Source organism: Mesorhizobium sp. WSM4815 (assembly GCF_055811575.1).
Window position 1 is genome coordinate 76,879 of the sequence record NZ_JBVVQS010000094.1, and the last position, 26,097, is coordinate 102,975.

Below are 26,097 nucleotides of genomic sequence, written 5' to 3' on the forward strand. Positions count from 1 at the left end.
CATGGCCGCGCGCCACGTCCTTGGGATGCCGACACGGTGATGCCGGCGCCAATCGAGGAGAGAGCATCATGTCCATTCTGTCATCCGTAGGTCGCATAGCGACCCGTTACTCGGCGGCTCGCGCCCGCTACCGCAGCGAGCGCGCCCTGCTTTCATTGCCGATCGAACTGCGCAAGGACATCGGCTGGCCGGAGATCGTCGTCGACGCGCAAAACAGCCGCCGGATTGCAATCTCCCTGTCCGAGGCAAGATGATAAGAGACCAACCGGCCGCAGCGGCGCCGTCATCAGCCCTGCGCGTCGCCCAGGGTCACTCCAACCGCCGGCGGTCCGGCGCATTTGGTCCCGGCATTAAAAAATGCATCTGACGTGTAGGATCGCATCCGCTTCATTCGTCCTGTGGTCCGCAAGGTCAAACCAAACGCAGAGAGGAGCAAAAAGATGAACGACCAGCCCCAAACCCAGCCTAAAGCGAAAGTCCTCGGCGGATTGACGCCCTACCTTCAACTGGACGGCGCCTTCAAGGCTTCGGAATTCTATCAGAAGGCGTTCGGCGCCGAGCAGGTGTTCTTCTACCCGCCGGACGAGCAGGGCCGGACGATGCACATCCATCTCCACATCAACGGTTCGACCTTGATGATTTCCGACTTCTATCCCGAGCACGGAATGGCCCCGGTGAAGCCGCAGGGCTTCACCATGCAGCTGCATCTCGGCAGCGACGACATCGACGCCTGGTGGCAGCGCGCCATCGATGCCGGTTGCAAGGTCGGCACGCCGCTGCAGGTGATGTTCTGGGGCGATCGCTGGGGTCAGTTGACTGATCCCTTCGGCGTGGAGTGGGCGATGAACGCGCCAGTAAAGGCGGCGTAGCGCCACCGTTTTTTCCTTCTCCCCTTGTGGGAGAAGGTGGATCGGCGCGCAGCGCCGAGACGGATGAGGGGTGCTGGAAGAAACGAGACGTTGGTGTTTCCCTGGAACACCCCTCATCCGACCGAGCTTCGCTCGGCCACCTTCTCCCACAAGGGGAGAAGGAAAATCCAACAAGGAGAACCACAATGTCCTATGTCGATGGTTTCGTACTCGCCGTGCCCAAGGCGAATCTCGATGCCTACAAGGAAATGGCGCGGCTGGGCGGCACTGTCTGGATGGAGCATGGCGCGCTTGCCTATGTCGAGTGCATTGGCGACGACGTGCCCTATGGCGAAATGACCTCGTTCCCGCGCGCCGTGCAGGCCAAGGACGACGAGATCGTCGTCTTCTCGTGGGTCGTCTATGAATCGCGGCAGAGCCGCGATGCGGTGATGGCCAAGGTCATGGCCGATGAGCGGCTGAAGTCCGACTGGTCGGCGATGCCGTTCGACGGCAAGCGCATGATCTTCGGCGGCTTTCAGCCCTTCATTGAGTTGTAGGCCCGCATTACGCCAGCCGGTCGAGCAGCGGCTTGAGCCGGTCGCCATAGCGCTTCCACAGATCGACCGAGCCCTGGTACATCGGCTGGCGCACCTGCGCCGCCGACGCCGTGCGCACCGGCCGGTCGGTCTCGTGGAACGACAGCACTGCATCGTCCCATGGCAGGCCGAGATAGGCGATCAGCGCCCGCGTCTGCGCTTCCTGGTCGGCGACGAAATCCTCGTAGCGCACATCATGCACGACATCAGGCAGAACGGTGCGCCAATGCGCCATGATGTCGGTGTAGAGATTGTGGAAATCGGCAAGCTCGCCGAGGTCGTAGCCGTAGCGGTGGCTGTCGCCGCGGAAATGCACCTTGTAGATCGACAGGCAGGTCGCCGCCGCGTCGCGCGCGCAATGGATGATCTTGGCCTTGGGCAGCATCAGATGGATGAAGCCGACCAAAAGGAAATTGCCGGGCATCTTGTCGGTGACATGCCGGAAACCCGGATAGCGGGCGTGCAGCAGGTCCAGATAGGCCTGGCCTGCCTCGGCAAAGGCTTTGTCGGGCATGTCGGCAATCCCGCTGGGGAAACCGCCCTTCATACCAGGCGGAAACTGTTTTCCCACCGCCGTCTTCAAAATGCCGAGCTCGCCCGCGCCATAGACTTGGCGGTGGCTGGCGATGATCTGCTCGACAAGCGTGGTGCCGGAGCGCGGCATGCCGACGACGAAGATCGGCGTGTCGTCGGCAATCCCGCTCGGTCTGTGCTTGTCGAAGAAGGCCTTGTCGAACACCGCCTTCATCGTTTCGAATTCGGCGCGTGTCTTGTCCGCATCATAGTCGATGCCCATGCGGCGGATGGCATTGCCTTCGGCGAAATAATCGAAGGCACGGCCATAATCCTTGAGATCGTCATTGGCCTTGCCGAGGCCGAACGAAAGCTGCATGCGCGCCAGGCTGCCGTCCGGCGCCTTGGCGTGCTGCTCCTCCATCCCGGCAAGCTCGGCGTCGCGCTCCTGCTGGCGCTTGACCTGGGTGAGCAGCAGCCAGGCCCTGGCCATGCCGGGATCGACCGCCAGCGCCTGCCGGAAATGCTCCGCTGCCTCTGCGAGGCTGCCCTTCTCCATCAGCCCGACGCCCAGCCCGTGCAGCAGGTCGGCGTCCTTCGGCCGAATTGCCAATGCTTCGCGGAAGACGGCGAGCGCCTCGTCGAGCCGCCCAGCCTCCTGCAGCGTTTCGGCAAGCCCGATGCGGGCGCGGACATGGAACGGGTTGCGGCCGATGGTGCCGCGATAGATCTCCTCCGCGCCCTCGAACTGGCCGAGTTGCTTCAGCGAGGAGCCGAGATTGTCGCGCGCCGCGAGTTGCTCCGGCCGGATTGCCACCGCGCCACGGAAGAAATCGACGGCTGCACCGACACGGCCGAGGTCGCGCATCACCGTGCCGAGATTGTTGAGGAAATCTGGATTCTTGGGTTGCAGGCGCACCGACTGTTCGAGGAGATCAAGTCCTTCGGCGCTGCGCCCGGTCTGGTGCAGCAGCAAACCGAGAAAATGTGCTGCCGCCGCATGATTGGCCTTTTGCGCCAGCACCTGCCGGTAGAGCATCTCGGCTTCCTGCCGGCGCCCCGCCTGATGCAATTGCAGTGCCTGCTGCACGCGCTGGTCGAGCCCCAGCGGCGGCTGTCCGCCTGAGCCGAAATTGCCGCCCGCGCCTGCCGGTCTTCTCGGATCTCTGTTGATGGGAAACCTGCCGTGTTTTGTCCGCCTGCCGCGATCTAAGCCATCGGCGCGGCAGGTTCAAGGGTTCGCAGGCCAGCTTGCCGGAAATCCTGGGTTCATGGGCCGGCCGTGTCAGATCAGGCGGTTGGTCTCCGCAACCTGTCTGGCCCGCCGCAGCGTGCCGTCGGTATCGGCGATCCTGCGCCTTGCTGCCTCGTCACTTCGTATCGTCAGCCGTGCCGACACGACTTTCGCAGGCCCGGCGACCTGCTTGACAATCGGCTTGATGGTTACGGTCGAACCATCAGGTGTTTTCACGGAAAACATGATTTTTCCTTTCAGATGTAAATAAAAATCGAAGCCGGGATGAATTTTTCCGGCACAATCTCAAACAATTCTTGTGAAGTTTCCGGACCGTATCACCATTTCCCAAATAGCCCTAGAAAAGTAAATTTACGACAAGGTCGGCGACGGGCTGGAATCTTCTTGAATAAACCGCATTTTGGGATTAGTGAATTGAGATCGTTTTTTGGGCCAAGCTTGGCATCTCGCGGGTCAGAAGTTCTCGACCCGCCAAACTCATTCCAGATCGCCGATACCCAAATTGCCGATACCCAAATTGCCGAACAGGGACCCACGACCTTAGGTCCCGGTGCCGCGAAGCGGGCACCACCCTATCGGATCCAAGACGACACTTCGAGGCACGAGAATGTCTGGCCGAACTACCCATTCCATCGCGCATTTCGAGGCACCCTTCATGATTGGCGGCCTGGAAGGACAATTGCCGGCCGGCGACTACGACATCGACCACGATGAGGAGCTTGTCGATGGCATCTCGTGGCTTGCCTGGCGCCGTGTCGCCACATTCATCCACCTGCCGGCAAGGACGGTGAAAAGCCAGACCAGCCAATTGGTCGCCATCGACTTCGCCGAACTCGAAACCGCGCTGAGGCGGGACCAGGAGAATGCCGCATGATCCGCTTCCAGCAGAACGCGCGCCCGCGCACCGACACCCCTGCGCATCTTTTCGCGATCGGCCAGACCGTTCGCATGAAGAGCCGCACCGGCCTTGTTCAGAAGACCGCCGAACTGTTCCAGATCAAAAGCAGGCTGCCGGTCAAGGACGGCTCGCCGCAATACCGCATCCGCAGCAACGAGGAGACCCATGAGCGGGTCACCACGGAAGACAATCTCGAAGTGGCCGACGATCCAAACAGCTAGCCGCCCATCAACCGTCGCCACCATGTTCATCAATCACGAGGGACCAGGAAATGGCCAAGGGTCAACAGCGCAGCAACCGCGAGACACGCAAGCCCAAGAAGGACAAGACGGCGGCAAAACCGATCTCCCCCTTCGGCTCGGCTGTGAAGCAGGCGGAAGCCGGTTTGAAACCGAAGTCCAAGGGCTAGCGGCGGACGGATGAGCAGCCCTGCATTCATCCAGCCATCGCGGGCTGGATTAAAGATCACGTAATTTCGAAGCCCTATAAGGTCCGCTGGAACCGGGCCCGATCACGGTTGGCTGCCTGGCGGGCCGCGCGCGAAATCGTCGCTCGCAGCCGAAGGCAGGGAGGCGCACATGGACAGGTCGCGCATCATCGTGACTGCGGTGGTGCTGGCCCTGCTCGGGGCGATAGTGCCCATCGCGGCGATGTTCCACTTTTCATGGGTCCTGGCGGTTCAAGAAGAACACGAGCGGCTGGAGCTGTTCGCCAACCGCGCGATCGCCAGGGCCAGCATATCCCTCAAGGATGCAGCCGGCGCGTTGCGGGAGATCGACCGGTTCACCGGCGACCGCTGTTCGGTGGACCACATTGCCCGCATGCGGCGGCTCACCATCAACACGCGCTCGATCGAAGAAATGGGCTATTTCGAAAACGGCCTGCTCAAATGCACATCCTGGGGACCGACCGAAGGAAGCGTTGCGCAAGCCGCACCGGATTTCACCGCTGCAGACGGCGTTGCCGTTACTGCCCGGATACGGCCCCTGGCCAACCAGGACCATCCGCTGATGGCCCTGCAGTACAAGCGCCATAATGTCCTTATCGACCCCCTGCGCTTTGTCGACATCGTCGTCGATCCCGACGTTCAGCTTGCCCTCGCGACAAACACGGGCGTCCTGCTCAGCGCGCTGAACGGGCCTGATCCTGCCCGCATCGGCAAGATCATCGCCGACCCGGGCAAAGGCCTGGATGACGGTCATCTGTTTGCCGCGGTGCGCGGGACGGACTGGATTGCCGTCGCCACCGAACCGGAAAGCCAGATTGTCGACAGCGTGCGTCGGCGGCAATTGCTGTTGCTTCCCCTCGGCGCTTTCATCGCCGCCTTCATCATCGGCATGGTTGTCTGGCTGTCACGGCGGCGGCTGTCGCCGCTTGGAGAATTGCAGATTGCCGTGCGCAAGCACGAGTTTATCGTCCACTATCAGCCGATCGTCGCGCTCAGGACAGGCAATTGCGTGGGTGCCGAAGCGCTGGCGCGCTGGAGACGACCCGACGGCTCGCTGGTCCGGCCCGATCTTTTCGTCCCGCTGGCCGAAGAGAGCGGCCTGATCGCGGCAATCACTGACCAGATCATCGCCCTTGTTGTTTTGGACCTGAAAAAACTTCTTGTCGCCAATCGTTCGCTCCACATCGCGATCAATCTCAGCCCGGCCGACGTCAGAACGGCAAGGGTCCTTCCGGTCATCGAAAAGGCCCTGCAGCACACCGGAATTCAGCCTCGGCAGATCTGGCTGGAGGCGACGGAGCGCGGTTTCGTCGACGTCGATTCAGCGCGTTCGACCGTCATTCGCGCCCGCGAGCTTGGCCATGCGGTCGCAATCGACGACTTCGGCACAGGCTATTCGAGCCTGTCCCATCTCGAGGGCCTGCCGCTCGATGCGCTGAAGATCGACAAGTCGTTCATCGACACGATCGCTACGGATTCGGCCACCAGTTCCGTCACGCCGCATATCATCGACATGGCCAAGACGCTGAAGCTGAAGATCATTGCCGAGGGCGTTGAGACACAGGCACAGGTCGACTATCTGATGGAACGCGACGTCGACTATGGTCAGGGTTGGTTGTTTGCCAAACCTATGCCCGCGGCCGAGTTCATCGCCTATTGCCGTAAGGCCAGGCTGCCGGCGTAGAAGCAAGAGCCGCCAGCTGCGCTCGCGCGGCTGCCCCCAGTTGATGGATGAGCCTCCCCGCCCGGAGACGGGGAGGAAACCAGCCTCTCAGCAGGGACCGTCGTCGACGATGCGATAGTCGGCGGCGCGAGCCTCGCAGGCGTTGGGGAAGGTGCGCAACGCGCTGCCGCGGCGGGCGCAGACCGGGCGGTATTCGCGCGTGCAGAATGTCTGCTCTCCATCACCGCCACCGTCGCGGCACCGGCCGTCGCTGATGATGCGATATCCGGCCCGCTCGGCAAGGCAGGCATTGGCGAAGGTCTGGCGGTCGCCACCGCGCCGGGCGCAGACCGGATCATATTGTCTGGTGCAAAATTGCGGCTCGGGCCGAGGCGGGCGGTACCCCGGTCCGTCCTCCTCCACCACCACCGCGGTACAGGCTGCAAGAACCGCCGACAGCAACAGGATGGCAAAACCCTGTCGCGAGAAGATTGCCGCAGGAAATTTCATCACCAGACCTCCCTCGAGCCCCCGCTCCAATGCATGTCACCCAAAGCATGCCCACAGGACTCTGACCCGAGGGTGCGAAGCGGTTTGGGACAACGGCATGCCAAAAAATGAAGCCGATCCTCGCCATTCCACCCGCCGAATGCAACCCCTGTTTGCAGGCTCCCAGCCTGCGTGGCGGGGCTATGGCCGACGACCACCGGGCGAGAACACCGCTTTGTCGATGCCGTGCGTGCGGACGCGCCCATGAGCGGCCGTCGGCGCTACCTTGCAACCACCGCGTTTCCGTGCGATAAATTTTGTGTTCGGGCATTTGCGACCCGGAGAGCGGAACGTTTTGGACGACCTTTCCCCGATACTGTGAATCTCTGACGGCCCCGTTTTTCGGCGGGGGGTTTTGACCATGCGCCAATGCATGACTGCCGAAGCAACCACCGGGACTTGCCCACGGCGTCAGGCGGCGGGCAAACCACAAAGACTGACACGGGTGAAGGAGTTTCCCCAATGGCCCAGACCGGCACCGTTAAATTCTTCAACGCTACCAAAGGCTTCGGCTTCATCACGCCAGATGACGGCGCCAAGGATGTGTTCGTTCACATCTCCGCGATCGAGGCTTCGGGCCTGCGCACGCTCGTCGATGGCCAGAAGGTCACGTTCGATGTCGAGCCCGACCGCATGGGCAAGGGACCGAAGGCGGTCAATCTCCGCGCGGACTGAATCGTCGGCGCGCGCACGTCCGCGCGGACGTGCCAGGAACGAGCCCGAGGCCGCTCCAAAGGCCTTGAACCGGCTTTCAGCGCCGGACCCGAGTTTCGAAGGCGCGGCGGTTTCGTCGCGCCTTTTTTCGTGGCAGGGCGGCAAGCCACTGCTCGCAAAACTTTCTCTTGCCGATGGCGCTAAAATAAACGACAAATTTCCACTCGGGCATTTGCCGGCCCGAGACTGGACTTGATGGGATCAAAGGAGCTTCCCATGCCGCAGACCGGCACCGTCAAATTCTTCAATCATGCCAAAGGCTTCGGCTTCATCACGCCGGATGATGGCGCGAAGGATGTCTTCGTCCATATTTCGGCCGTGCAGGCGTCGGGTCTTCCCGGTCTTGAGGATGGGCAGAAGGTAACATTCGACACCGAGCCGGACAAGCGCGGCAAGGGTCCGAAAGCCGTCAACCTGTCGATCGGCTGAGCCGAGTTCGAGACAGCGTCGGACGATCCGCTGACGCAGCTCCGCTCCTTGTTGAGCATACGATATTTGTGCCTTGCGCCATGCCTGATCGATGAATCGACTGGTCCCAGCCCGCCAATTTCGTTCAGCCCCCGTTCAGCCACGGTCACCTATTAATCTTCGGTAAAGCCGGACCGCATCCCCCAGATTACCCGGGCCGCAGATTACCCGGGCCGGCATGAAGGAGACCGAGATGAACCGAATTTTCAAGACCGCCGTCCTGTCCGCCGCAATTGTTGCAACCACGCTCGCGACCTTGCCGGCGGCCAGCGCTGGTGACTGGCGCCACCGGCACCACCATCGTGGTAATGGCGATGCGATCGCGGCAGGCGTCCTTGGCCTCGCGGCCGGCGCCCTGATCGTTGGTGCGCTTAACAACCCGCAGCCCAGCTATTACGACCCCGGCTATGACGATTATGGTCGTTATCCACGGCCCGCCCCGGTGCGCCGCTACTACGCGGAACCGCGGGTCGTCTACAATGACGGCTATGCCGAGCCATGGACCCGTGGCTGGTATGAATATTGTTCGGATCGCTATCGGTCTTTCAACGCCCGCACCGGCACGTTCACCGGCTATGACGGCGAACAGCATTTCTGCACCGCGAACTGAGGCTTCCCTGCCCCCCAAAAAGCGCTGTCCGCAAGGCCAGCGCTTTTTTTTCGGCGTCATAAGGAAAGGAGAGACCGACGCGCGCCGCGTGAAGCTCCGCAGCCACGACGCCTTTAAATCAGGAAGGGGTTGCTCCGGCGCTCCTCGCCGAAGCGGCCGCCGGGACCATGGCCGCAGATGAAGCCGATGTCGTCGCCGAGCGGCAGAAGCTTGTCCTTGATCGAGGCGATCAACGCGGCGTGGTCGCCGCCCGGCAGATCGGTGCGCCCGACCGAGCCGCGGAACAACACGTCGCCAACATGGGCGAACTTCGCAGCACGATTGTAGTAGACGACATGGCCGGGCGCGTGGCCCGGGCAATGAAAGACTTCGAACGCGTGCTGGCCGAACGAGACGGTATCGCCTTCGCCGAGAAAGCGGTCGGGCACGCAGTTGCGCACCGGCTCGGTGATGCCGTAGTGTTTCGCCTGCTTCTCGAGATTGGCAAGCAACGGACGGTCGGCCTCATGCGGGCCGATGATCTCGATACCGAGCGCGTCCTTCAGCTCCATGGCGCCGCCGGCGTGGTCGATGTGACCATGCGTGATCCAGATCGCGCCGGCGTTGATCGCATTGTCCTTGAGCACTGCCAGCACCTTGTCGATGTCGCCGCCGGGATCGACGACGACGCCTTGCCTGTCGTCCATGTCGAAGAGGATGGTGCAGTTTTGCTGGAAGGCCGTGACCGGCACGATGCCGGCGTTGAGCTGACCCATGATCGTCCTTTCGCTGTGTCGCTTCTGATTTAGAGACACACGCGAACGTCGTCCACCGCATCCGGCTGTCGCGACAACGCAAAAATGAAATGGGCGGCCGAAGCCGCCCACGCAAAGCCCGAAACCGCTAAAGCGCGTCGCGGCTGAATGGATTCATGCGACGCGCTTTAGGTTATTGTTTTTATGCATATCGTTATCGCAAAACCGCTGCGCACCTCGGGTCAGGCCCTGGAGGGCATGCTTTTGCGCGACATGCATTTGGCTTACTTCTTCGTCGCGTTCATGACCGCGCCGATGATGGCCGTCAGAATGGCGCCACCACCGGCACCGCCGAGGATGTTCTGGACATTCAGCGCGCTGCCCAATCCGCCCGTTGCCGCTGCGGCTGCAGCCGGATCGATCGTGCCACCGCCGAGCAGGCTGCCGAGGATGGCCGCACCGCCGACGCCGCCAAGGGCGCCGCCGAGGATTTTGGTAAGCTGCCCCATTGCCGCTGTCTTGAGCGCGGCGCCCACCGACTGGCCACCAATGACACCCATAATCACCTGAACAATGATCTGAAGAAGCGTGTTCATGTCCATATTACCAGTCCCTCCATAGCTGCCAGCCTCCCGGGCCGACAGCATCATGAGACGCCGAACTGGACGAAAGTCAAATGCCGAGGTGCTTAAATAAAAGGGGCAGTCCGAAAACCGCCCCTACTTGTTAAAAAAGTTGTGACTTTCGTTATTCTGCGGCAATCGCATGCTTGGGTTGAACGGCTGCAGAATAGTCGTTCATCAGAGTCTTGGCGATTTCGCCCACCTCGAATCGGTATGGACCGATCTCTGAAACGGGCGTCACCTCGGCCGCCGTTCCGGTGAGGAAGCACTGCTGGAAGCCTTCGAGTTCTTCCGGCATGATGGTGCGCTCGATCACCTCGAAGCCGCGATCCTTGGCAAGACCAATGACTGTACGGCGGGTGATGCCGTCGAGGAAGCAATCGGGGGTGGGTGTGTGGATCTTGCCGTCCTTGACGAAGAAGATGTTGGCGCCGGTTGCTTCCGCAACCTGGCCGCGCCAGTCGAGCATCATGGCGTCGGCATAGCCTTTGGCTTCGGCGGCATGCTTGGACATGGTGCAGATCATGTAGAGGCCGGCAGCCTTCGATTTCGACGGCGCGGTGCGCGGATCGGGGCGGCGCCATTCGGCCAGATCGAGGCGGATGCCCTTCAGCTTCTGTGCCGGATCGAAATAGCTGGGCCACTGCCAGATGGCGATGGCGCAGTTGATCCGGCTGTTTTGCGCCGAGACGCCCATCTGTTCGCTGCCGCGCCAGGCGATCGGCCGGACATAGGCATCCTGAAAACCCTGCTTCTTCAACAGCGTGCGGCAGGCGTCGTCGATCTCGGCAACCGAATAGGGAATCTTGAAGCCGAGCAGGCGTGCCGATTCGTGCAGGCGCTCGCTGTGGTCGGTCAGCTTGAAAATCTCGCCGCCATAGGCGCGTTCGCCCTCGAAGACCGCGCTGGCGTAGTGCAGGCCATGGGTCAGCACGTGGATCTTGGCGTCGGCCCATTGGACGAACTCGCCGTTCATCCAGATAAAGCCGTCCATTTGGTCAAAGGGAACGGATGCCATGGTAACCTCCCGCGGGCGGCCGCCCGCACATTATCGTTGCGCGTTTCTTGTCAGCCGCACCGGGCGGCCACTATCTCGAAGCGTAGGCGGATATATAAGGTCTGGCAAACACAGGAAGTTCCGGAAAAACGGCTTTCCCTTGCCTTTTCGTTCGCAATCCGCCGAAAAGCTTGTCAAAAATTACCATTGCCGGGAAATTACGTCAATAGTACTGACATAATTTCCCTTTCGCACGGAGAAAAGATGACGGATCGCAGCCACCCAGCCGGAAAACCGATCAGGACGGCGATCACCGACGAGGACGGCATCGACTTTGCCATCATCGAACTGTTCTTCTTCGCCTATCGCGATTTTACCTCCGATCCGGACCAGATCCTGTCCGACTATGGTTTCGGCCGCGCCCATCACCGGGTCCTGCATTTCGTCAATCGCAGGCCGGGCCTGACGGTCGCCGAACTCCTCGACGTGCTGAAGATCACCAAGCAGAGCCTGGCGCGCGTGCTCAAGCAACTGATCGATACCGACCACATCGTCCAGTTGCAGGGTCCGCGCGACCGCCGCCAGCGCGAGCTCTATCCGACAGCCAAGGGTCGCGCCCTGGCGCTGGCGCTGGCACGGCCACAGTCACGCCGCATCCATGCTGCATTGGAAGATTCCGGAGCCACCGAACGCGCCTTGATCGAGCGCTTCCTGGAAGCGATGGTCAATCCGGAACTAAGGGCGCAGATCGACATTGTGCCCGCAAAAACGTCAGGGAAAAGCCATGGAGACCATTGACAGGGTTGATCAACCGGCAGCACCGGACGACGATGCGCCGCATCTGCTGGTGATTGATGACGATACCCGTATCCGCAATCTTCTCAAACAATATCTGACCGAAAACGGCTTTCGCGTCACTGTTGCCGGAAATTCCGGCGAAGCGCGGCGCAAGCTCGCCGGCCTCGATTTCGATCTGCTCGTGCTCGATATCATGATGCCGGGCGAAACCGGCGTCGATCTCGCCAAGGCATTGCGGGCAACCAAGAACGTGCCGATCCTGATGCTTACCGCGCTGTCCGAGACCGACAGCCGGATCACCGGGCTCGAGGCCGGCGCCGACGACTATCTGCCGAAGCCTTTCGATCCCCGAGAATTGATCCTGCGCATCAACAACATCCTGCGCCGCGGCGGTCCTGCAACGACGCCCAAGGTCGAGCAGCTGGTTTTCGGGCCTTACACGTTCCAGATCGCCAGGCGGGAACTCAAGCGCGGCGGCGAGGCTCTGAAGCTGACCGACCGCGAGCAGGAGATCCTGGCGATCTTCGCGGCCCGGGCCGGGGAAACGATACCGCGTCATGAACTTGTCGGCGACGAATCCGAAGTCGGCGAGCGCACCATCGACGTCCAGATCAACAGGCTGCGCCGCAAGATCGAGCGCGATCCGTCCAATCCGGTCTGGCTGCAGACCGTGCGCGGTATTGGGTATCGGCTCAGCGTGGAATAGACTGCCGCCCGCAGCCCCTTGTCGAGCGGCTGCGGATGAGCAAAAAGGGCGAATGGCGACCACGCAACTGGAACGGCCGGGAGATCGCGGCTTGAGCGCTCGCGCCAGGCGGGCGCTGAAGGCCGTGCCGCTTGCCTGGAAACGGTTCTGGCGCCTGGTTTCGCTTTACATGCCGAAGCGGCTCTATGCCCGCTCGCTGATCATCGTCATCGCGCCGATGATCCTGCTGCAATCGGTCCTCGCCTTTGTCTTCATGGAACGCCACTGGCAGACCGTGACGCAGCGCCTGTCGCAGGCCACGGTCCGCGACATTGCCGCGATCGTCGACCTGGTGGAAACCTATCCGCACGACGCCGACTACGCCAACATCATCCGCATCGCGCAGGATCGCATGCAGCTGAAGATCGACTTGCTGCCGCCCGATCCTCTGCCGGCGCCCGGTCCAAAGCCGTTCTTCTCGATCCTCGACGAAATTCTCTCGTCCGAGATCACCCATCAGATCAACCGTCCGTTCTGGATCGATACGGTCGGCAATTCCAATATCATCGAGGTCCGCGTCCAGCTCGAAGGCAAGGTGCTGCGCGCCTTCGTGCGCCGCAGCCAGGCCTATGCCTCGAACACGCACATTTTCCTGATCTGGATGGTCGGCACCTCGCTGGTGCTGCTGATGATTGCCATCCCGTTCCTGCGCAACCAGATCCGGCCGATCCTGACGCTGGCCGAGGCCGCCGAAAGTTTCGGCAAGGGCCGGCCGATGCCGCTCGATTTCCGCCCGCGCGGTGCCGAGGAGGTTCGCCGCGCCGGCTTTGCCTTCATCCAGATGCGCGAACGCATCGAACGCCAGCTCGAACAGCGCACCGCCATGCTGAGCGGCGTCAGTCACGATTTGAGGACCATCCTCACGCGCTTCAAGCTGCAGCTTGCGCTGACCGGGACCAAGGCCGACACCGAGGCGCTCGGCCAGGACATCGACGACATGCAGTCCATGCTGGAAGGCTATCTCGCCTTTGCCCGCGGCGAGGCAACGGAAGACGCCGGCCGTTTCAACCTTGAAGCCTATTTCGACAAGCTCGGCGAGGAGGCGACGCTGCGCAAGCGCAAACTGTCGACCTCGCTCGCCGGCGATCCAAATGTGCATGTCCGGCCCCACGCCTTTGCCCGGCTGTTGTCCAATGTCGTCGGCAACGCCTTCCGTTACGCCAAGACGGTTGAGATCAACGCCAACCACGGCCGCGGCTCGCTGCTCGTCACCATCGACGACGACGGTCCGGGCATTCCGCCTGAAAAGCGCGAGCACGTGTTCAAGCCTTTCGTGCGGCTTGACGAAGCCCGCAACCTCGATGCCAGCGGCACCGGCCTTGGCCTTGCCATCGCACGCGACATTGCCCGCAGCCATGGCGGCGACATCATGCTCGACAAGAGTCCGCTCGGCGGCTTGCGCGCCGTCATCAAGGTTCCGGCCTGATTAGAATGACGCTGCGTCCTTGGGCGCACTAACACGTTGAAGCTACGCATCGTGCTTTCAGGTGGTTGTAGACGACCTTCGGCACTGCCTTCATCGGCGCGTCATGAAACCATGCTGAAGAGCGCGCATGAAGCGCGTGATCCCGATTGATTCGGCCTTGCGGCCCCACATCAAGGAAACCGACGACCTTTCACGCAAAGGCCTGCTATGCGCATCCTGATGGTCACCGACGCCTGGCGCCCGCAAGTCAACGGCGTTGTCCATACGCTGGAACGGCTTTCAGAAACCCTGAAATCCTTCGACGTCGAGACGGACTTCCTGACCCCGAATATCTTTCGCACCTTGCCGCTGCCGACCTACCCGGACATCCGGCTGGCGCTGACGACGCCAGGCCGCGTGGCGCGCCTGATCGAAGCGCGCAATGCCGATCATATCCATATCGTCACCGAAGGCCCGCTCGGTATCATGGCGCGGCGCTATTGCCGCAAGGCAGGCCGGCCGTTCACCACAAGCTATCACACGCGCTTTCCGGAATATCTGAGCGCGCGGCTGCCAATACCGGAAGCCTGGGCCTATCGCTGGCTTCGCGATTTCCACAATTCCGGACAAGGCACGCTGGTCGCCACCCAGTCTCTGGCGGACGATCTGGCGGCGCGCGGCTTCACCAAGCTCAGGCCATGGACGCGCGGCGTCGATACCGACCATTTCCGGCCGGACAAGAAAAAGGATATGGGGCTCGAGCGACCGATCTTCCTCTGCGTTGGCCGCGTCGCGATCGAAAAGAACCTGGCCGCCTTCCTCGACCTGGATTTGCCCGGCAGCAAGGTGGTCGTCGGCGAGGGACCTGAGTTGGCCAGGCTCAAGGGCAGATACAACGATGCCCATTTCCTTGGCCACCGCCCGAACGACGAACTGGCCGAAATCTATGCCTCGGCCGATGTCTTCATTTTTCCCAGCCGCACCGACACGTTCGGCAATGTCATCATCGAGGCGCTGGCCAGCGGCACGCCGGTCGCAGCCTATCCGGTGACCGGGCCGATCGACATTGTCGGCGACGGCGTCGGCGGAGCGGTGTCGAACGATTTGCGTGAGGCCGCGCTCGCCGCGCTCGACGTCGACCGCGAAGAGGCGCGCCAACGGGCCATGCGCTACAGCTGGAAGGCCTGCGCGGAGATGTTCCTGGAAACGGTTGGAGAGGCGCTGGGCAGCCAGCGAAAACTGACACCACCTTTCGTCATCCACGGGCGAAGCGGCGGCAACGCCGGCGCGCAGACCCGAGGATCCATTTCGTGACCTGCGAGCGGCCCCTTCGGTGAAGAACTTGTTGGGTTGAGGCGGCGGCGGCTCCACAGGTCCATCCGGAACGCTTTGCCGAAACCAGGGAAGCGGAGGCGCTGATCGATCTCAATTACTTGCGCGAGCCAGGGTGCAGCTCTTGGCGTCCGACTGGATCGTGACTGCGCTAGCTGGGGCAGCGACCCGGTAACGGACCCCTCCCGTCGGAAAGCAGAGAACGCCGTCGATCAGTTGAAGGTGTGCAGCCGCAGTTTCAGGCTGCCATCTGCCTGCTTTTCGAAGACGTGGGTTGCCACCCCGGCCCACGGCTGATCCGCACCATTGGCGTCTTTACCCTTGGCCGACCATTTCGCCGTGCCAAACAGCAGGTTGCCGTCACCTCCTGCTTCGATCAGTTCGAGCTTGTGGCCTGTCACTCCCATGCCGAAGAGGCCGCCAAAGAATTTCTCGACCCCGTCCGGTGCCTTGATGACGTCATGGGTGGCGGGCAAGAAGATCGCGTCGTCGGTGTAGAACGCCGCAACCGCCTTTGCGTCTGCTTTGTTGAACGCAGCGTCCCAGGCCACGTAAGCGGCTTTCACCTGATCGTCGACGGGGTCAGCGTTGGCGGGCGACCACGAAAAGAGGCAAAGGGAAAGCACAGCGAAAATCGCAGTCAGCAGTCGAACCATCGTATCCTCCCGAGAATTGGCGGCACAGCTCGACAGATGCCGCGTCAAAACAATACGCCTGGGCCGTTGGGCTGTCGACTATTCCGTTTGGGGTGGCCGCCCACAACGAAAACTCAATCGATGTTGTCGCCGAGAACGGCAATCACGTGCAGGTCAAGACTGTAGGCACCCTCGGTTCATTCGCGGGCATTCGGCGTGGTCGCGATACTGCGGCCGAGGTTTCTGGTGATCACGACTTTTGGGGAGACCACGCGCTTCTTGAGATCAACCCTGGAGCGGCCAAGGAAAGTCTGCGCGTCGGCTTCGCTCCCGCTCCGCCCGTAGATGACGAAGCTAGAACAGTCGGCCGCCGTCAGGCACCCTGCGTTCGATCGCACCGAGGACGACCGCGCCCTCCTCGTCGGGAAAGCCAAGCGTCAGCACTTCCGACATGAAGGGGCCGATCTGCCGCGGCGGAAAATTGACCACCGCGAACACCTGCCGGCCGATCAGCGTCTCGGGCGCATAGTATTTGGTGATCTGCGCCGACGATTTCTTCACTCCGATGTCGGCGCCGAAATCGATCTTCAGCTTGATCGACGGCTTGCGCGCCTCGGGAAACGGCTCGGCCTCGACGATCGTGCCGGCGCGAATGTCGACCCGGTCGAAATCGGCGAAGCTGATCTCGGGCTTGCGCTGGCTGCTCGAACTCATGGCGGGTCAGGACCTGGCTCAGGCGTTTCCGTAGGTCTCGAACAGGACGCCGGCCAGCGCATCCTTGGCCGAGGTTCCCGACCAGACGACGAACTGGAACGCCTGGAAGTAGCATTCGCAGGCTTCCAGCGCCGACGACAGCAGCACCTCGACCTGCTGGCTCGACGGCTCGACCCCGCCGGCGAGCAGCAGCGACTGGCGGAACATGATCGCGCCCTCCTGCTCCCAGAGGTCGAAATGGCCGAACAGCATCTGCTCGTTGATCAGCGAAAGCAGCCGCATCACTTCGAGCGCGCGCGCCTCCGGCACCTTGATGTCGAAAGCGCAGGCCAGATGCAGCGCCTCGAAATCCTCCATCCAGGAAAATGAGACGTGGTAGTCGGTCCAGCTTCCGGCAACCGAAATCGAAATCTCGTCGTCGCCGGCCCGTTCGAAGGACCAGTCGTTGTTGTGCGCCACCTGCTCGATAACATCCACCGGATGGATTTCGCGCGAGAATTCGAGTTCGAGAAGTTCCATGAATGCTTCCTGTCGTTCCTTCGCCTCGGCCGGCGGGGCACCCACAACGAACAATTTTGTCTAGAACTCGGACGGCCGGGACTTCGTCAACGCACAAAGACCCCAGACCGGACCCCACCGCCCGGCGCATGACCCTGCTCCGAATCATGCAACAAATTCAGTCTATTGATCGGGAGTCGCGTGACCAGCCCAATTTTTCGCACTCCGTCATTCGCATGTGGAAAGCCGCTGTCACAAAGATTCACGCAATGCCGGTAAGCGATTCACGACAAAGCGCTTTTTGCGATTGTGCTTTGTGGAAAAGTTTAACGTTATTTTTTTGGTCTGGGCTTTGCCGCAGCCGCAGGCGCGACCTGCCCGGTCAGATCGGCGAGCTTTGCCTCAAGCGTCTCGATGCGCGCAGCGAGACGGGTGTTTTCTTCCCTGGCTTTTACCGCCATGTCGCGGGCGGCCTCGAATTCTTCGCGCTGCACCAGGTCCATCGAGTTGAGAACACGCTCGGCCTGCCCCTTGAAGGCGGTTTCGACTTCGCGGCGCACGCCTTGCGCGGCACCGGCAGCGTCGGTCATCAGCTTGGCGAATTCATCGAGAATGCGGTTCGGTCCGGTCGACATGGCAAATCCTCGCTTGCTCGATTTGACGTAGTGGCGCGCGACGCGGAATGCAAGCATCCACGTCGCCTTGACCACGTCAAAACCCTGCCGCATGGTCCGCGCCCGAACGTGATCGCAACCGGGAGATCCTGTTGAGCGAATATCTTATGCTGCCGCTGGCCGTCCTGCCCTTCCCCAACCTCGACCCGGTCATCGTCCAGATCGGACCGCTGGCGGTGCATTGGTATGGCGTCGGCTATATCGTCGGCATTCTCTTCGCCTGGTGGTATGCCAAGCGGCTCGTCACCAATGCGAGGCTCTGGCCCGACGGCACCATGCCCATGAAGCCCGAGGATCTCGACGACTTCATCGTCTGGGCGGCTATCGGCGTGGTGCTTGGCGGGCGTGTCGGCTACGTGCTGTTTTACGACCTGCCACGCTACATCGCTCAACCCTTTGATATCCTTGCCGTCTGGCAGGGCGGCATGTCCTTCCATGGCGGGCTGCTCGGCGTCATTCTTGCCATGACGCTGTTTTCCTGGTCGCGCGGCATCCGCACATGGTCGCTGTTCGACGTGGTGGCGGCCGGCGTGCCGGTCGGCCTTGGCCTCGTCCGCATGGCGAATTTCATCAACTCCGAACTCTGGGGCCGGCCGACCGACGTGCCATGGGCTGTCGAATTCCCCAATGGCGGGCCATTTGCGCGCCATCCGAGCCAGCTCTACGAGGCGCTGCTCGAAGGCCTGGTGCTGTTCCTGGTCCTGCGCTTCCTCACCCATTCCAGGCTCAAGCTGAAGACGCCGCGCTTCGTCGGCGGCGCCTTCATCGCCGGTTACGGTCTCTCGCGCATCTTTGTCGAATTCTTCCGCGAGCCCGACCAGCAGCTCGGCTACCTCCTCGGCACCGGCTGGCTGACGATGGGCATGGTGCTGTCGCTGCCGATGCTGCTGGCCGGCATCTGGGCGATGGTGACTGCTACCGCATCGGCCCAAAAATCGGAATCGATTTTGGGGAAGCACGATGCGTAGAATCAAAGTGCCAGGGCGTACTTTCCAAATGGACGCACGTCGCCCTAGGGCGGTAACACAGCCACAGCCGGTATGACCCGGCTGAAAACCCGCATCGTCGAGCTGATCGGTGCGGCGGGGCCAATCCCCGTCAACCACTACATGGCGCTTTGCCTGTTCGATCCCCTGGACGGCTACTATACGACGCGCGAGCCGTTCGGGGCTGCCGGCGACTTCGTCACCGCACCGGAGATCAGCCAGATGTTCGGCGAGCTGATCGCCGTCTGGCTCTACGAAGCCTGGCTGGCGACCGGCCGGCCGATGCCGGCCACCATCGCCGAGATCGGCCCCGGCCGCGGCACGCTGATGAAGGACATGCTGCGCACGCTTGCGCGGCTCGATCCGGCGCTGACCGCCGGTGCATCGTTCGCCATGATCGAGACCAGCCCGCGGCTGGCCGATGTCCAGAAGCAAACGCTTGCCGCCACTCCTGCCGCGATCGGCTGGCACGAAAGCATCGACACTTTGCCGCAAACCCCGCTTTTCATCGTCGGCAACGAATTGTTCGACGCGGTGCCGATCCGCCAGTTCGTCCGCGCCGGAACAGGCTGGCGCGAACGGATGATCGGCCTCGACGGCGCCGACGAATTGCACGTCTTCGCCGGCGCCGGCTCGGTCGATCCAACGCTGTTGCCGGACGATGCCGAAAACGCGCCACAGGGCGCGATCGTCGAGGTCGCGCCGGCCCGAGCCGCGCTGATGGCGACCATCGCCGAGCGATTGGCCGGGCTCGGCGGCGCCGGCCTGTTTCTCGACTATGGCTACCTCCAGCCAGGGATCGGCGACACCTTGCAGGCCTTGCGCAAGCACGATCACGAAGATGTGCTGGCCAATCCGGGCGAAGCCGATCTCACCGCCCATGTCGATTTCGCCGCCCTTGCCGCGGTTGTGCGGGCGCATGGCCTCGATGCCCATCTCTCCACGCAAGGCGAATTCCTGGTGGAAATGGGGCTTCTCGAACGCGCCGGTCAGCTCGGCGCCAATGCCAATGAGGCGGCGCGCGAAAAGATTGCGGGCGAGGTCGAACGCCTCGCCGGCCCGCAAGCCATGGGCGACCTGTTCAAGGTGCTTGCTGTCCTGCCTGCCGGCATCGCCGTTCCGCCCTTTGCAACGGCGGATTGACTTTTCACTGCCGCCTCTCCCACTCTCCCGCCTTCCGACTGTCGCCGTTGGACTGTCGCCATCTTTCGACTGTCGCTTGACGAAATCGCTCTCACGGACAACAACGCAGCCATGCTGAATCAGACCAAACCGGATCCCGTTCGGTCGCCCTTGCTGGAGAAAGCGCGTGCGCAAGGCATTCGCCACGGCTATTTCACCCGCGTCGGCGGCGTCTCCAGCGGCATCTATCAGGGCCTCAACATCGGCACCGGCTCGAGCGACGACCAGACGCAGGTCGCCGAGAACCGCCGCCGCGTCGCCGACTGGATGGGCGTGCCATCAAGACATCTGTTGACCGCCCACCAGATCCATTCGCCCGACGTCGTCATCGCCAGGGAGCCTTTTTCCGGCGAGCGGCCGAAGGCCGACGCCGTCGTCACCGACCGGCCGGGAATTGCGGTGGGCGCCTCGACGGCCGATTGCGGACCGGTGCTGTTCGCCGATACCGAGGCGCGAATCGTCGGCGCAGCCCATGCCGGCTGGAAGGGCGCCTTGTCAGGCGTGCTGGAAAACACCATTGCGGCGATGGAAAGCCTCGGCGCCCGGCGCGAGCGCATCGTTGCGGTTCTCGGCCCGTCCATCGGCCCGGAAAACTATGAAGTCGGCCCGGAATTCATCGCTCGATTCGTCGAGGTCGATGCCAACAATATCGGCTATTTCGCGCCCTCGGCGAAGCCGGAACATGCAATGTTCGACCTCAACCGCTATACGGTCGATCGGCTGACCCGGGCCGGCGTCACCGCCGATGGGCTCGGCCGCTGCACCTACGCCGAGGAGGATCTGTTCTATTCCTACCGGCGCAGCACCCATCGCAAGGAGCCGGATTACGGGCGGCAGATTTCGGCAATCGTTTTGGAGACAGAATAATGGCGCTGCATTTCGAACGGTCGGAATTTGACGCGCGGCGCGATCGGCTGATGATCGAGATCGCCGAGAAGAAGCTCGATGCCGTCCTTTTGTTTGCGCAGGAGAGCATGTACTGGCTGACCGGCTACGATACGTTCGGCTTCTGCTTCTTCCAGTGCCTGGTGGTGAAGGCAGACGGCTCGATGATCCTGCTCACGCGCTCGGCCGATCTGCGCCAGGCGCGCCACACCTCGATCATCGACAACATCGTGCTGTGGACCGACCGCGACGGCGCCAATCCGGCGATCGACCTGCGCAATCTGCTCAACGACCTCGACCTGCTCGGCGCCCGCATCGGCGTCGAATACGACACCCACGGCCTGACCGCCTACAATGGCCGGCGCCTGGACGAGCAATTGCAGACCTTTGGCCAGATCGCCGACGCGTCCGGCATCGTCAGCCGGCTGCGCCTGTTCAAGAGCCCGGCCGAAATCGCCAAGGTGGAAAAGGCCGCAAATCTCGCCGACGACGCTCTGGACGCGGCCCTGCCGCTGATCAAGCAGGGTGGCGACGAAGCCTTGATCCTTGCCGCCATGCAGGGCGCGATCTTTGCCGGCGGCGGCGACTATCCGGCCAACGAGTTCATCATCGGCTCCGGCGTGGACGCACTGCTTTGCCGTTACAAGGCTGGCCGCCGCAAGCTGAGCAAGAATGACCAGCTGACGCTCGAATGGGCCGGCGTCTTCCACCATTACCATGCGGCGATGATGCGCACGGTGCTGACCGGCAAGGTGTCGAAACGTCACCAGGAACTGTTCGATGCTGCGCGCGCCGCACTTCTGGCGGTCGAAAAGGCGATGACGCCCGGAAATACCTTCGGCGACGTGTTCGATGCGCATGCCCGCATGCTCGAAACCCACAATTTGACCAAGCACCGGCTCAACGCCTGCGGCTATTCGCTCGGCGCCCGTTTCACCCCATCATGGATGGACATGCCAATGTTCTATCAGGGCAATCCCGAACCGATCGCGCCGAACATGACGCTGTTCGCCCATATGATCATCATGGACTCCGAAACCGAGACGGCGATGACGCTTGGCCGCACCTATCTGACGACTGAATCGCAGCCGAAGCCGCTGTCCCGCCATGATCTCGACTTGATTGTGCAATGAATCCATAATGGTAAGAATGCAAAGAGGCGTTCATCGCCAGGGAGTTTTGAGGGAAATGAGGCGATCGCATGCGACGACCGTGTCATTGCTCGCGGCGCTGACGCTGGCCGCCTGCACCAACGCGAAGGACGTTCTCGAACCCTCGGCCATCGCCCCGCAGTCGACGCAGGCCGTGGCAACGCCCGGAAGCGGCACGGCTGCAACGCCGACCGCACCTGCAGCCACCGCCCAGCCTTCCGCGACAACACAGCCTTCCGCGACGGCACAGCCCGCAACCGAGCTGCCGGCAAAAAGCGCCGCCGTCATCGCACGCACCCGCCTGCAGGTGGCGCCGATCGTCGGCGCCTCGGTGGAAGCCGCGACACCATTGACCGCGCAGCTTCAGACGCGAGCCAAGCAGCGCGGCATCACCTTGGCAGGAAGCGCCGGACAGACCCCGACGCATGTGCTGAAAGGCTATTTCTCGACGATGTCGGAAGGCAAGGATACCACCGTCATCTATGTCTGGGACGTCTATGACCCGGCAGGCAACCGGCTGCATCGCATCAACGGCCAGCAGAAGGCGCCCTCGGTCAATGATGGCGAAGGCTGGGCTGCAGTCGCGCCGGAGACCATGCAATCGATCGCCGACCAGACGATCGACCAGTTTGCCACATGGCTTGGCGGGCAAGCGGGCTGACCGGCGGGCTGACATGTTGCCGGCTTCCCTCGCCGTCGACGTTTATTGAGATTAGCCGGCGGATTCCGATCACGACGCTTGCAATACCGGCACGGGCCGCTAAAAGCCGCGACTAAGGGGCTCAAGAGAGTCTGCCAGAGTCTCCATCCTTCACCAGGAACGGTGCATGAAGCTTTTCGCGGGCAATTCCAACAGGGTGCTGGCCGAAGCGGTCGCCCGCTATCTCAACATCCCGCTGGGCAAAGCCAGCGTCAGGCGCTTCGCCGATCAGGAAATCTTCGTCGAAATACAGGAGAATGTGCGTGGCGAGGATGTCTTCATCCTGCAGTCCACCTCGTTCCCGACCAACGATCACCTGATGGAACTGCTCATCATGATCGATGCCTTCATGCGCTCGTCGGCCAAGCGCATCACGGCGGTCATTCCCTATTTCGGCTATGCAAGGCAAGACCGCCGCGCCTCGGGCCGCACGCCGATCTCGGCCAAGCTGGTCGCCAACATGATCACGCGGGCCGGGGTCGATCGCGTCTTGACGCTGGATCTCCACGCCGGCCAGATCCAGGGCTTTTTCGACATCCCGACCGACAATCTGTTCTCGGTGCCGGTCATGGCCCGCGATGTGAAGGCGAAATACAAGCGGCTTGCCAATGTCATGGTCGTGTCGCCGGATGTCGGCGGCGTGGTCCGTGCCCGCGCGCTCGCCAAGCGCATCGACGCCCAGCTTGCCATTGTCGACAAGCGTCGCGAGCGCCCTGGCGAATCGGAAGTCATGAACGTCATCGGCGACGTGCGCGGCAAGGATTGCCTGCTGATCGACGACATCATCGATTCGGGCGGTACCTTGTGCAATGCGGCCGATGCGCTGCTTGCCGCCGGCGCCACCAGCGTCACCGCCTACACCACCCATGGCGTTCTGTCCGGCGGCGCCATCGCACGCATCGGCGCCTCGAAGCTGCAGGAACTGGTCATCACCGATTCCATCCAGCCGACCCAGGCGGTGCTCGACGCCAGCAACATCCGCGTCGTCTCCATCGCCGACCTGATGGGTGAGGCGATCTCGCGCACGGCGACCGAAGAGTCGGTGTCGAGCCTGTTCGACTGAAATCTGCCCGCGATACAGCGCCGCGCGTCCAGAGACGCGCAAAGGACGCTGTAGCACCTTGATTTTGCGCATGATCCTTTCGGGGTCATGCGCTTCCGTTCGACACCCTGATGTTGTCCCTTGAGCCGCGCATATAGCCGCGCGGCGACGCCCCCAGCATGCGCTTGAACATGGTGATGAAGGCCGGCACGCTGTCATAGCCGAGATCGAGCGCTACCCTTGTGATCGGCTCGCCGTCCGCCAGCCTCGGCAAGGCCGCGAACAGGCAGGCCTGCTGGCGCCATGTCGACAACGACAATCCGGTCTGGCGATGAAAGGCGCGGGTGAAGGAACGCCGGCTCATGCCGACAATATCGGCCCATTCGTCGATCGTCGCGTGCGGCGAGGGTGCTGCGACGAAGCGCCGGCACAGTGCCGCAAGCCTTGGATCCGAAGGAAAAGGCAGGCCGAGCGGCCGTTCCGGCAGATTCGGGATTTCGTGCAGCAGCAGGCTCATGATCAGCCCGCCGCGCCCCTCGAGCTCGGCGCCCTGCGGCAGCTTTTCCGATTCCACGATCAGGCTGTGCATCAGATCGGTGATGCCGACGACGCGCAAGCCATCCGGCAGCCCGGCAATGGCGTCGGGCATCACATAGACCGAGCGCATGCTGACGTCGCCAAGCATCTCGACGGAATGCTCGGTGCCGGCGGGAATCCACATCGCATGATCGGGCGGCACCATCCAGCGCCCATGCCGCGTCGTCACCAGCACGACGCCGACAAGCGCATGCAGCAATTGACTGCGGCTGTGACGGTGCTGCGGCACGTGGTAGCCGTCGGGAAATTCGGTCGGCAGGGCCACCGCCGGCCCGACAGCCTGCTCCAGCCATTGCCAGCGGCGCAGCAGCCCGAGATCGGTGAACTGCCCGAGATCGGTAGATTGGCCGACATCGGTAGATTGGCCGACATCGGTGTCGCCCGCTTTGAAGATTTTGGTGGCATGCGGCATTGGCTATTGGCCCACTCGCGAAACTATTGGACCAAACCACGAAAGAAGTCGCCCGGCAAGTAACTTATAAGGCAGCGGGGCCATAAGGGCCGCCTGCGGGAGCGTCCGCCAAAAAGACCATGGAGCCTGTGTTGACTGATACGACCGCCACCTCCGCCGCCACGCCGGCGACGGCCAGCCACACTTCGGCGCAAGCGACGGCCTTCACCGTCATCCTTGCGGTGAGCTTCTGCCATTGTGTCAACGACATCATGCAGTCGCTGCTGTCGGCAATCTATCCGCTGCTGAAGGACAATTACCGTCTCGATTTCTGGCAGATCGGTCTTTTGACCTTCACCTTCCAGGTGACGGCGTCATTGCTGCAGCCGCTGATCGGCATGGTCACCGACAAGCGGCCGATGCCCTATTCGCTGCCCTACGGCATGGCGTCCTCCCTGATCGGCCTGGTCGTGCTGGCCTATGCCGGACACTATTGGCTGCTGCTGATCGGCGCGTCGCTGATCGGCATCGGCTCGGCGATCTTCCACCCGGAATCCTCGCGCATCGCCCGCTTCGCCTCGGGCGGCAGGTTCGGCCTGGCGCAATCGCTGTTCCAGGTCGGCGGCAATCTCGGCCAGGCCATCGGGCCGCTGCTCGCCGCCTTCATCGTCGTGCCCTTCGGCCAGACCAGCATAGCCTGGTTCGCCGCCGGCTCGCTGATCGGCATCGTCGTGCTGTGGCGGGTCGGCGGCTGGTACAGCCGGCTGCGCGCCTCGCTCGCCAACCGCAAGGCGGCAGGCTTCGTCTCGCCCTTCCCGCGCCGCAAGGTGATCGGCGCGCTGGCGGTGCTGACCTTGCTGGTGCTGACAAAGAACGCCTACGTTGCCAGCCTCGCCAGTTACTACACCTTCTACGCCATCGATAAATTCGGCGTTTCGGTGCAGATGTCGCAGGTCATGCTGTTCCTGTTCCTCGGCGCCTCGGCGCTGGGCATCCTGCTCGGCGGCCCGTTCGGCGACCGCTACGGACAGAAGCCGATGATCTGGTTCTCGATCGTCGGCGTGCTGCCGTTTACGCTGGCCCTGCCCTACGCCAATTTCGAATGGACGATGATCCTGACCGTGCTGATCGGCCTGATCCTGTCCTCGGCCTTCTCGAACATCGTCGTCTTCGCCCAGGAACTGGTGCCCGGCCGCGTCGGCATGATCGCCGGCATCTTCTTCGGCTTCGCCTTCGGCATGGGCGGCATCGCCGCCGCCGTGCTCGGCGTCGTCGCCGATATGAAAGGCATCGACTTCGTCTTTCAGGTCTGCTCGTATTTGCCGCTGCTTGGGCTGCTGACGGTTTTTTTGCCGAACATGAAGGAGGCGAGGAAGCTCGAAGCTGGAACCACTATCGGGTGAACCTTGAGTTGGCTTGCCCCGGCGACGCCGGCTTCGGCTC

At 62.4% G+C, this 26,097-nt stretch carries 32 protein-coding genes; 21 read left to right on the plus strand and 11 right to left on the minus strand.

Going from position 1 to position 26,097, the window contains the following annotated elements:
- Window positions 1-68: 68 nt before the first annotated feature.
- The 3 genes from AC0L2B_RS16395 to AC0L2B_RS16405 all read left to right on the plus strand — a co-directional run bounded on the left by AC0L2B_RS16395 (window position 69) and on the right by AC0L2B_RS16405 (window position 1,408).
- Window positions 69-254, plus strand: a complete 186-nt coding sequence (locus AC0L2B_RS16395; RefSeq protein WP_023799860.1) for a hypothetical protein — start codon at window positions 69-71, stop codon at window positions 252-254.
- Window positions 255-440: 186 nt separating this feature from the next.
- Window positions 441-869 carry a VOC family protein gene (locus AC0L2B_RS16400; protein ID WP_091598521.1) on the plus strand — a complete coding sequence of 143 codons (429 nt, stop codon included), beginning with the start codon at window positions 441-443 and terminating at the stop codon, window positions 867-869.
- 185 nt (window positions 870-1,054) lie between these two features.
- On the plus strand, window positions 1,055-1,408 hold the full coding sequence (locus AC0L2B_RS16405; protein WP_091598357.1) for a DUF1428 domain-containing protein: 354 nt from the start codon (window positions 1,055-1,057) through the stop codon (window positions 1,406-1,408).
- A gap of 7 nt (window positions 1,409-1,415) precedes the next feature.
- Here the strand turns inward: AC0L2B_RS16405 and AC0L2B_RS16410 are convergent, their stop codons facing one another.
- Together AC0L2B_RS16410 and AC0L2B_RS16415 are read right to left on the minus strand one after the other, a co-directional pair.
- Window positions 1,416-2,999: a tetratricopeptide repeat-containing sulfotransferase family protein gene (locus AC0L2B_RS16410; protein WP_473746091.1), complete on the minus strand. Its 1,584-nt coding sequence runs from the start codon at window positions 2,997-2,999 to the stop codon at window positions 1,416-1,418.
- A 246-nt stretch (window positions 3,000-3,245) separates the two neighbouring features.
- Window positions 3,246-3,440: a hypothetical protein gene (locus AC0L2B_RS16415; RefSeq protein ID WP_287171604.1), complete on the minus strand. Its 195-nt coding sequence runs from the start codon at window positions 3,438-3,440 to the stop codon at window positions 3,246-3,248.
- Between the two features lie 382 nt (window positions 3,441-3,822).
- Here AC0L2B_RS16415 and AC0L2B_RS16420 point away from each other — a divergent pair, with 382 nt between their 5' ends.
- The 4 genes from AC0L2B_RS16420 (at window position 3,823) to AC0L2B_RS16435 (ending at window position 6,245) form a co-directional block, all read left to right on the plus strand.
- Window positions 3,823-4,089, plus strand: a complete 267-nt coding sequence (locus AC0L2B_RS16420) for a hypothetical protein (RefSeq protein ID WP_027151071.1) — start codon at window positions 3,823-3,825, stop codon at window positions 4,087-4,089.
- A complete protein-coding gene (locus tag AC0L2B_RS16425; protein WP_287316615.1) occupies window positions 4,086-4,334 on the plus strand; it encodes a hypothetical protein in 249 nt (82 codons plus the stop codon). Before AC0L2B_RS16420 ends, AC0L2B_RS16425 begins: the two co-directional genes overlap by 4 nt.
- A gap of 50 nt (window positions 4,335-4,384) precedes the next feature.
- Window positions 4,385-4,522, plus strand: a complete 138-nt coding sequence (locus tag AC0L2B_RS16430) for a hypothetical protein (RefSeq protein ID WP_473746092.1) — start codon at window positions 4,385-4,387, stop codon at window positions 4,520-4,522.
- Window positions 4,523-4,691: 169 nt separating this feature from the next.
- Window positions 4,692-6,245 (plus strand): EAL domain-containing protein, encoded by a 1,554-nt coding sequence (locus tag AC0L2B_RS16435; protein ID WP_473746093.1) that lies wholly within the window; start codon window positions 4,692-4,694, stop codon window positions 6,243-6,245.
- Window positions 6,246-6,332: 87 nt separating this feature from the next.
- Here AC0L2B_RS16435 and AC0L2B_RS16440 read toward each other — a convergent pair whose 3' ends face one another.
- Entirely contained in the window at window positions 6,333-6,734 is a 402-nt protein-coding gene (locus tag AC0L2B_RS16440; protein ID WP_473746094.1) for a Kazal-type serine protease inhibitor family protein, read from the minus strand.
- Window positions 6,735-7,235: 501 nt separating this feature from the next.
- Between AC0L2B_RS16440 and AC0L2B_RS16445 the strand changes: the two genes are divergently transcribed.
- From AC0L2B_RS16445 to AC0L2B_RS16455, 3 genes are all read left to right on the plus strand, one after another.
- The gene (locus tag AC0L2B_RS16445; protein WP_023799871.1) at window positions 7,236-7,448 is read left to right on the plus strand and encodes a cold-shock protein; all 213 of its coding nucleotides are present in this window, start codon (window positions 7,236-7,238) and stop codon (window positions 7,446-7,448) included.
- Between the two features lie 255 nt (window positions 7,449-7,703).
- A complete protein-coding gene (locus tag AC0L2B_RS16450) occupies window positions 7,704-7,916 on the plus strand; it encodes a cold-shock protein (protein WP_006202521.1) in 213 nt (70 codons plus the stop codon).
- Window positions 7,917-8,148: 232 nt separating this feature from the next.
- Window positions 8,149-8,565, plus strand: a complete 417-nt coding sequence (locus AC0L2B_RS16455; RefSeq protein WP_128186644.1) for a BA14K family protein — start codon at window positions 8,149-8,151, stop codon at window positions 8,563-8,565.
- Window positions 8,566-8,678: 113 nt separating this feature from the next.
- Here AC0L2B_RS16455 and AC0L2B_RS16460 read toward each other — a convergent pair whose 3' ends face one another.
- From AC0L2B_RS16460 to AC0L2B_RS16470, 3 genes are all read right to left on the minus strand, one after another.
- Window positions 8,679-9,320, minus strand: a complete 642-nt coding sequence (locus tag AC0L2B_RS16460) for an MBL fold metallo-hydrolase (RefSeq protein WP_473746095.1) — start codon at window positions 9,318-9,320, stop codon at window positions 8,679-8,681.
- 263 nt (window positions 9,321-9,583) lie between these two features.
- Window positions 9,584-9,901 (minus strand): hypothetical protein, encoded by a 318-nt coding sequence (locus AC0L2B_RS16465; protein ID WP_473746096.1) that lies wholly within the window; start codon window positions 9,899-9,901, stop codon window positions 9,584-9,586.
- 145 nt (window positions 9,902-10,046) lie between these two features.
- The gene (locus AC0L2B_RS16470; protein ID WP_091598375.1) at window positions 10,047-10,940 is read right to left on the minus strand and encodes a branched-chain amino acid aminotransferase; all 894 of its coding nucleotides are present in this window, start codon (window positions 10,938-10,940) and stop codon (window positions 10,047-10,049) included.
- A 243-nt stretch (window positions 10,941-11,183) separates the two neighbouring features.
- Between AC0L2B_RS16470 and AC0L2B_RS16475 the strand changes: the two genes are divergently transcribed.
- The 4 genes from AC0L2B_RS16475 (at window position 11,184) to AC0L2B_RS16490 (ending at window position 15,181) form a co-directional block, all read left to right on the plus strand.
- Entirely contained in the window at window positions 11,184-11,717 is a 534-nt protein-coding gene (locus tag AC0L2B_RS16475; RefSeq protein WP_031255243.1) for a MarR family winged helix-turn-helix transcriptional regulator, read from the plus strand.
- The gene (locus AC0L2B_RS16480; protein ID WP_287057208.1) at window positions 11,704-12,423 is read left to right on the plus strand and encodes a response regulator; all 720 of its coding nucleotides are present in this window, start codon (window positions 11,704-11,706) and stop codon (window positions 12,421-12,423) included. Before AC0L2B_RS16475 ends, AC0L2B_RS16480 begins: the two co-directional genes overlap by 14 nt.
- Window positions 12,424-12,475: 52 nt before the next feature.
- Window positions 12,476-13,888, plus strand: coding sequence for an ATP-binding protein (locus tag AC0L2B_RS16485; protein WP_091598380.1), 1,413 nt, complete (start codon window positions 12,476-12,478; stop codon window positions 13,886-13,888).
- A gap of 207 nt (window positions 13,889-14,095) precedes the next feature.
- A complete protein-coding gene (locus AC0L2B_RS16490; protein WP_287120864.1) occupies window positions 14,096-15,181 on the plus strand; it encodes a glycosyltransferase family 4 protein in 1,086 nt (361 codons plus the stop codon).
- 230 nt (window positions 15,182-15,411) lie between these two features.
- On the opposite strand, the gene AC0L2B_RS16495 is transcribed toward AC0L2B_RS16490, so the two are convergent.
- The 4 genes from AC0L2B_RS16495 to AC0L2B_RS16510 all read right to left on the minus strand — a co-directional run bounded on the left by AC0L2B_RS16495 (window position 15,412) and on the right by AC0L2B_RS16510 (window position 17,681).
- Complete coding sequence (locus AC0L2B_RS16495; protein WP_023799881.1) at window positions 15,412-15,855, minus strand: YybH family protein; 444 nt, start codon at window positions 15,853-15,855, stop codon at window positions 15,412-15,414.
- A gap of 333 nt (window positions 15,856-16,188) precedes the next feature.
- Window positions 16,189-16,548 (minus strand): tRNA-binding protein, encoded by a 360-nt coding sequence (locus AC0L2B_RS16500; protein WP_027151061.1) that lies wholly within the window; start codon window positions 16,546-16,548, stop codon window positions 16,189-16,191.
- An 18-nt stretch (window positions 16,549-16,566) separates the two neighbouring features.
- On the minus strand, window positions 16,567-17,067 hold the full coding sequence (locus tag AC0L2B_RS16505; protein WP_006202532.1) for a type III secretion system chaperone family protein: 501 nt from the start codon (window positions 17,065-17,067) through the stop codon (window positions 16,567-16,569).
- Window positions 17,068-17,378: 311 nt separating this feature from the next.
- Window positions 17,379-17,681: an accessory factor UbiK family protein gene (locus tag AC0L2B_RS16510; protein ID WP_473746188.1), complete on the minus strand. Its 303-nt coding sequence runs from the start codon at window positions 17,679-17,681 to the stop codon at window positions 17,379-17,381.
- A 131-nt stretch (window positions 17,682-17,812) separates the two neighbouring features.
- Here AC0L2B_RS16510 and lgt point away from each other — a divergent pair, with 131 nt between their 5' ends.
- From lgt to AC0L2B_RS16540, 6 genes are all read left to right on the plus strand, one after another.
- Window positions 17,813-18,688 (plus strand): prolipoprotein diacylglyceryl transferase, encoded by an 876-nt coding sequence (gene lgt / locus AC0L2B_RS16515; RefSeq protein ID WP_473746097.1) that lies wholly within the window; start codon window positions 17,813-17,815, stop codon window positions 18,686-18,688.
- A 72-nt stretch (window positions 18,689-18,760) separates the two neighbouring features.
- Window positions 18,761-19,849 (plus strand): class I SAM-dependent methyltransferase, encoded by a 1,089-nt coding sequence (locus tag AC0L2B_RS16520; protein ID WP_473746098.1) that lies wholly within the window; start codon window positions 18,761-18,763, stop codon window positions 19,847-19,849.
- Between the two features lie 111 nt (window positions 19,850-19,960).
- The gene (gene pgeF, locus AC0L2B_RS16525) at window positions 19,961-20,755 is read left to right on the plus strand and encodes a peptidoglycan editing factor PgeF (RefSeq protein ID WP_287220135.1); all 795 of its coding nucleotides are present in this window, start codon (window positions 19,961-19,963) and stop codon (window positions 20,753-20,755) included.
- The gene (locus AC0L2B_RS16530) at window positions 20,755-21,906 is read left to right on the plus strand and encodes a M24 family metallopeptidase (RefSeq protein ID WP_473746099.1); all 1,152 of its coding nucleotides are present in this window, start codon (window positions 20,755-20,757) and stop codon (window positions 21,904-21,906) included. Before pgeF ends, AC0L2B_RS16530 begins: the two co-directional genes overlap by 1 nt.
- A 55-nt stretch (window positions 21,907-21,961) precedes the next feature.
- Window positions 21,962-22,585: a hypothetical protein gene (locus AC0L2B_RS16535; protein WP_091598398.1), complete on the plus strand. Its 624-nt coding sequence runs from the start codon at window positions 21,962-21,964 to the stop codon at window positions 22,583-22,585.
- A gap of 166 nt (window positions 22,586-22,751) precedes the next feature.
- Window positions 22,752-23,687 (plus strand): ribose-phosphate pyrophosphokinase, encoded by a 936-nt coding sequence (locus tag AC0L2B_RS16540; protein WP_023799890.1) that lies wholly within the window; start codon window positions 22,752-22,754, stop codon window positions 23,685-23,687.
- A gap of 85 nt (window positions 23,688-23,772) precedes the next feature.
- On the opposite strand, the gene AC0L2B_RS16545 is transcribed toward AC0L2B_RS16540, so the two are convergent.
- Entirely contained in the window at window positions 23,773-24,675 is a 903-nt protein-coding gene (locus AC0L2B_RS16545) for an AraC family transcriptional regulator (RefSeq protein ID WP_473746100.1), read from the minus strand.
- A gap of 119 nt (window positions 24,676-24,794) precedes the next feature.
- Here AC0L2B_RS16545 and AC0L2B_RS16550 point away from each other — a divergent pair, with 119 nt between their 5' ends.
- A complete protein-coding gene (locus tag AC0L2B_RS16550) occupies window positions 24,795-26,057 on the plus strand; it encodes an MFS transporter (RefSeq protein WP_473746101.1) in 1,263 nt (420 codons plus the stop codon).
- Window positions 26,058-26,097 lie beyond the last annotated feature (40 nt).

What these genes read in the sequence shown, in the direction of transcription:
- AC0L2B_RS16395 (WP_023799860.1), top strand. Translation starts at nt 69, where the DNA reads ATGTCCATTCTGTCATCCGTAGGTCGCATAGCGACCCGTTACTCGGCG.
- AC0L2B_RS16400 (WP_091598521.1), top strand. Translation starts at nt 441, where the DNA reads ATGAACGACCAGCCCCAAACCCAGCCTAAAGCGAAAGTCCTCGGCGGA.
- AC0L2B_RS16405 (WP_091598357.1), top strand. Translation starts at nt 1,055, where the DNA reads ATGTCCTATGTCGATGGTTTCGTACTCGCCGTGCCCAAGGCGAATCTC.
- AC0L2B_RS16410 (WP_473746091.1), bottom strand. Translation starts at nt 2,999, where the DNA reads ATGCTCTACCGGCAGGTGCTGGCGCAAAAGGCCAATCATGCGGCGGCA.
- AC0L2B_RS16415 (WP_287171604.1), bottom strand. Translation starts at nt 3,440, where the DNA reads ATGTTTTCCGTGAAAACACCTGATGGTTCGACCGTAACCATCAAGCCG.
- AC0L2B_RS16420 (WP_027151071.1), top strand. Translation starts at nt 3,823, where the DNA reads ATGTCTGGCCGAACTACCCATTCCATCGCGCATTTCGAGGCACCCTTC.
- AC0L2B_RS16425 (WP_287316615.1), top strand. Translation starts at nt 4,086, where the DNA reads ATGATCCGCTTCCAGCAGAACGCGCGCCCGCGCACCGACACCCCTGCG.
- AC0L2B_RS16430 (WP_473746092.1), top strand. Translation starts at nt 4,385, where the DNA reads ATGGCCAAGGGTCAACAGCGCAGCAACCGCGAGACACGCAAGCCCAAG.
- AC0L2B_RS16435 (WP_473746093.1), top strand. Translation starts at nt 4,692, where the DNA reads ATGGACAGGTCGCGCATCATCGTGACTGCGGTGGTGCTGGCCCTGCTC.
- AC0L2B_RS16440 (WP_473746094.1), bottom strand. Translation starts at nt 6,734, where the DNA reads ATGAAATTTCCTGCGGCAATCTTCTCGCGACAGGGTTTTGCCATCCTG.
- AC0L2B_RS16445 (WP_023799871.1), top strand. Translation starts at nt 7,236, where the DNA reads ATGGCCCAGACCGGCACCGTTAAATTCTTCAACGCTACCAAAGGCTTC.
- AC0L2B_RS16450 (WP_006202521.1), top strand. Translation starts at nt 7,704, where the DNA reads ATGCCGCAGACCGGCACCGTCAAATTCTTCAATCATGCCAAAGGCTTC.
- AC0L2B_RS16455 (WP_128186644.1), top strand. Translation starts at nt 8,149, where the DNA reads ATGAACCGAATTTTCAAGACCGCCGTCCTGTCCGCCGCAATTGTTGCA.
- AC0L2B_RS16460 (WP_473746095.1), bottom strand. Translation starts at nt 9,320, where the DNA reads ATGGGTCAGCTCAACGCCGGCATCGTGCCGGTCACGGCCTTCCAGCAA.
- AC0L2B_RS16465 (WP_473746096.1), bottom strand. Translation starts at nt 9,901, where the DNA reads ATGGACATGAACACGCTTCTTCAGATCATTGTTCAGGTGATTATGGGT.
- AC0L2B_RS16470 (WP_091598375.1), bottom strand. Translation starts at nt 10,940, where the DNA reads ATGGCATCCGTTCCCTTTGACCAAATGGACGGCTTTATCTGGATGAAC.
- AC0L2B_RS16475 (WP_031255243.1), top strand. Translation starts at nt 11,184, where the DNA reads ATGACGGATCGCAGCCACCCAGCCGGAAAACCGATCAGGACGGCGATC.
- AC0L2B_RS16480 (WP_287057208.1), top strand. Translation starts at nt 11,704, where the DNA reads ATGGAGACCATTGACAGGGTTGATCAACCGGCAGCACCGGACGACGAT.
- AC0L2B_RS16485 (WP_091598380.1), top strand. Translation starts at nt 12,476, where the DNA reads ATGGCGACCACGCAACTGGAACGGCCGGGAGATCGCGGCTTGAGCGCT.
- AC0L2B_RS16490 (WP_287120864.1), top strand. Translation starts at nt 14,096, where the DNA reads ATGCGCATCCTGATGGTCACCGACGCCTGGCGCCCGCAAGTCAACGGC.
- AC0L2B_RS16495 (WP_023799881.1), bottom strand. Translation starts at nt 15,855, where the DNA reads ATGGTTCGACTGCTGACTGCGATTTTCGCTGTGCTTTCCCTTTGCCTC.
- AC0L2B_RS16500 (WP_027151061.1), bottom strand. Translation starts at nt 16,548, where the DNA reads ATGAGTTCGAGCAGCCAGCGCAAGCCCGAGATCAGCTTCGCCGATTTC.
- AC0L2B_RS16505 (WP_006202532.1), bottom strand. Translation starts at nt 17,067, where the DNA reads ATGGAACTTCTCGAACTCGAATTCTCGCGCGAAATCCATCCGGTGGAT.
- AC0L2B_RS16510 (WP_473746188.1), bottom strand. Translation starts at nt 17,681, where the DNA reads ATGTCGACCGGACCGAACCGCATTCTCGATGAATTCGCCAAGCTGATG.
- AC0L2B_RS16520 (WP_473746098.1), top strand. Translation starts at nt 18,761, where the DNA reads ATGACCCGGCTGAAAACCCGCATCGTCGAGCTGATCGGTGCGGCGGGG.
- pgeF (WP_287220135.1), top strand. Translation starts at nt 19,961, where the DNA reads ATGCTGAATCAGACCAAACCGGATCCCGTTCGGTCGCCCTTGCTGGAG.
- AC0L2B_RS16530 (WP_473746099.1), top strand. Translation starts at nt 20,755, where the DNA reads ATGGCGCTGCATTTCGAACGGTCGGAATTTGACGCGCGGCGCGATCGG.
- AC0L2B_RS16535 (WP_091598398.1), top strand. Translation starts at nt 21,962, where the DNA reads ATGAGGCGATCGCATGCGACGACCGTGTCATTGCTCGCGGCGCTGACG.
- AC0L2B_RS16540 (WP_023799890.1), top strand. Translation starts at nt 22,752, where the DNA reads ATGAAGCTTTTCGCGGGCAATTCCAACAGGGTGCTGGCCGAAGCGGTC.
- AC0L2B_RS16545 (WP_473746100.1), bottom strand. Translation starts at nt 24,675, where the DNA reads ATGCCGCATGCCACCAAAATCTTCAAAGCGGGCGACACCGATGTCGGC.
- AC0L2B_RS16550 (WP_473746101.1), top strand. Translation starts at nt 24,795, where the DNA reads ATGGAGCCTGTGTTGACTGATACGACCGCCACCTCCGCCGCCACGCCG.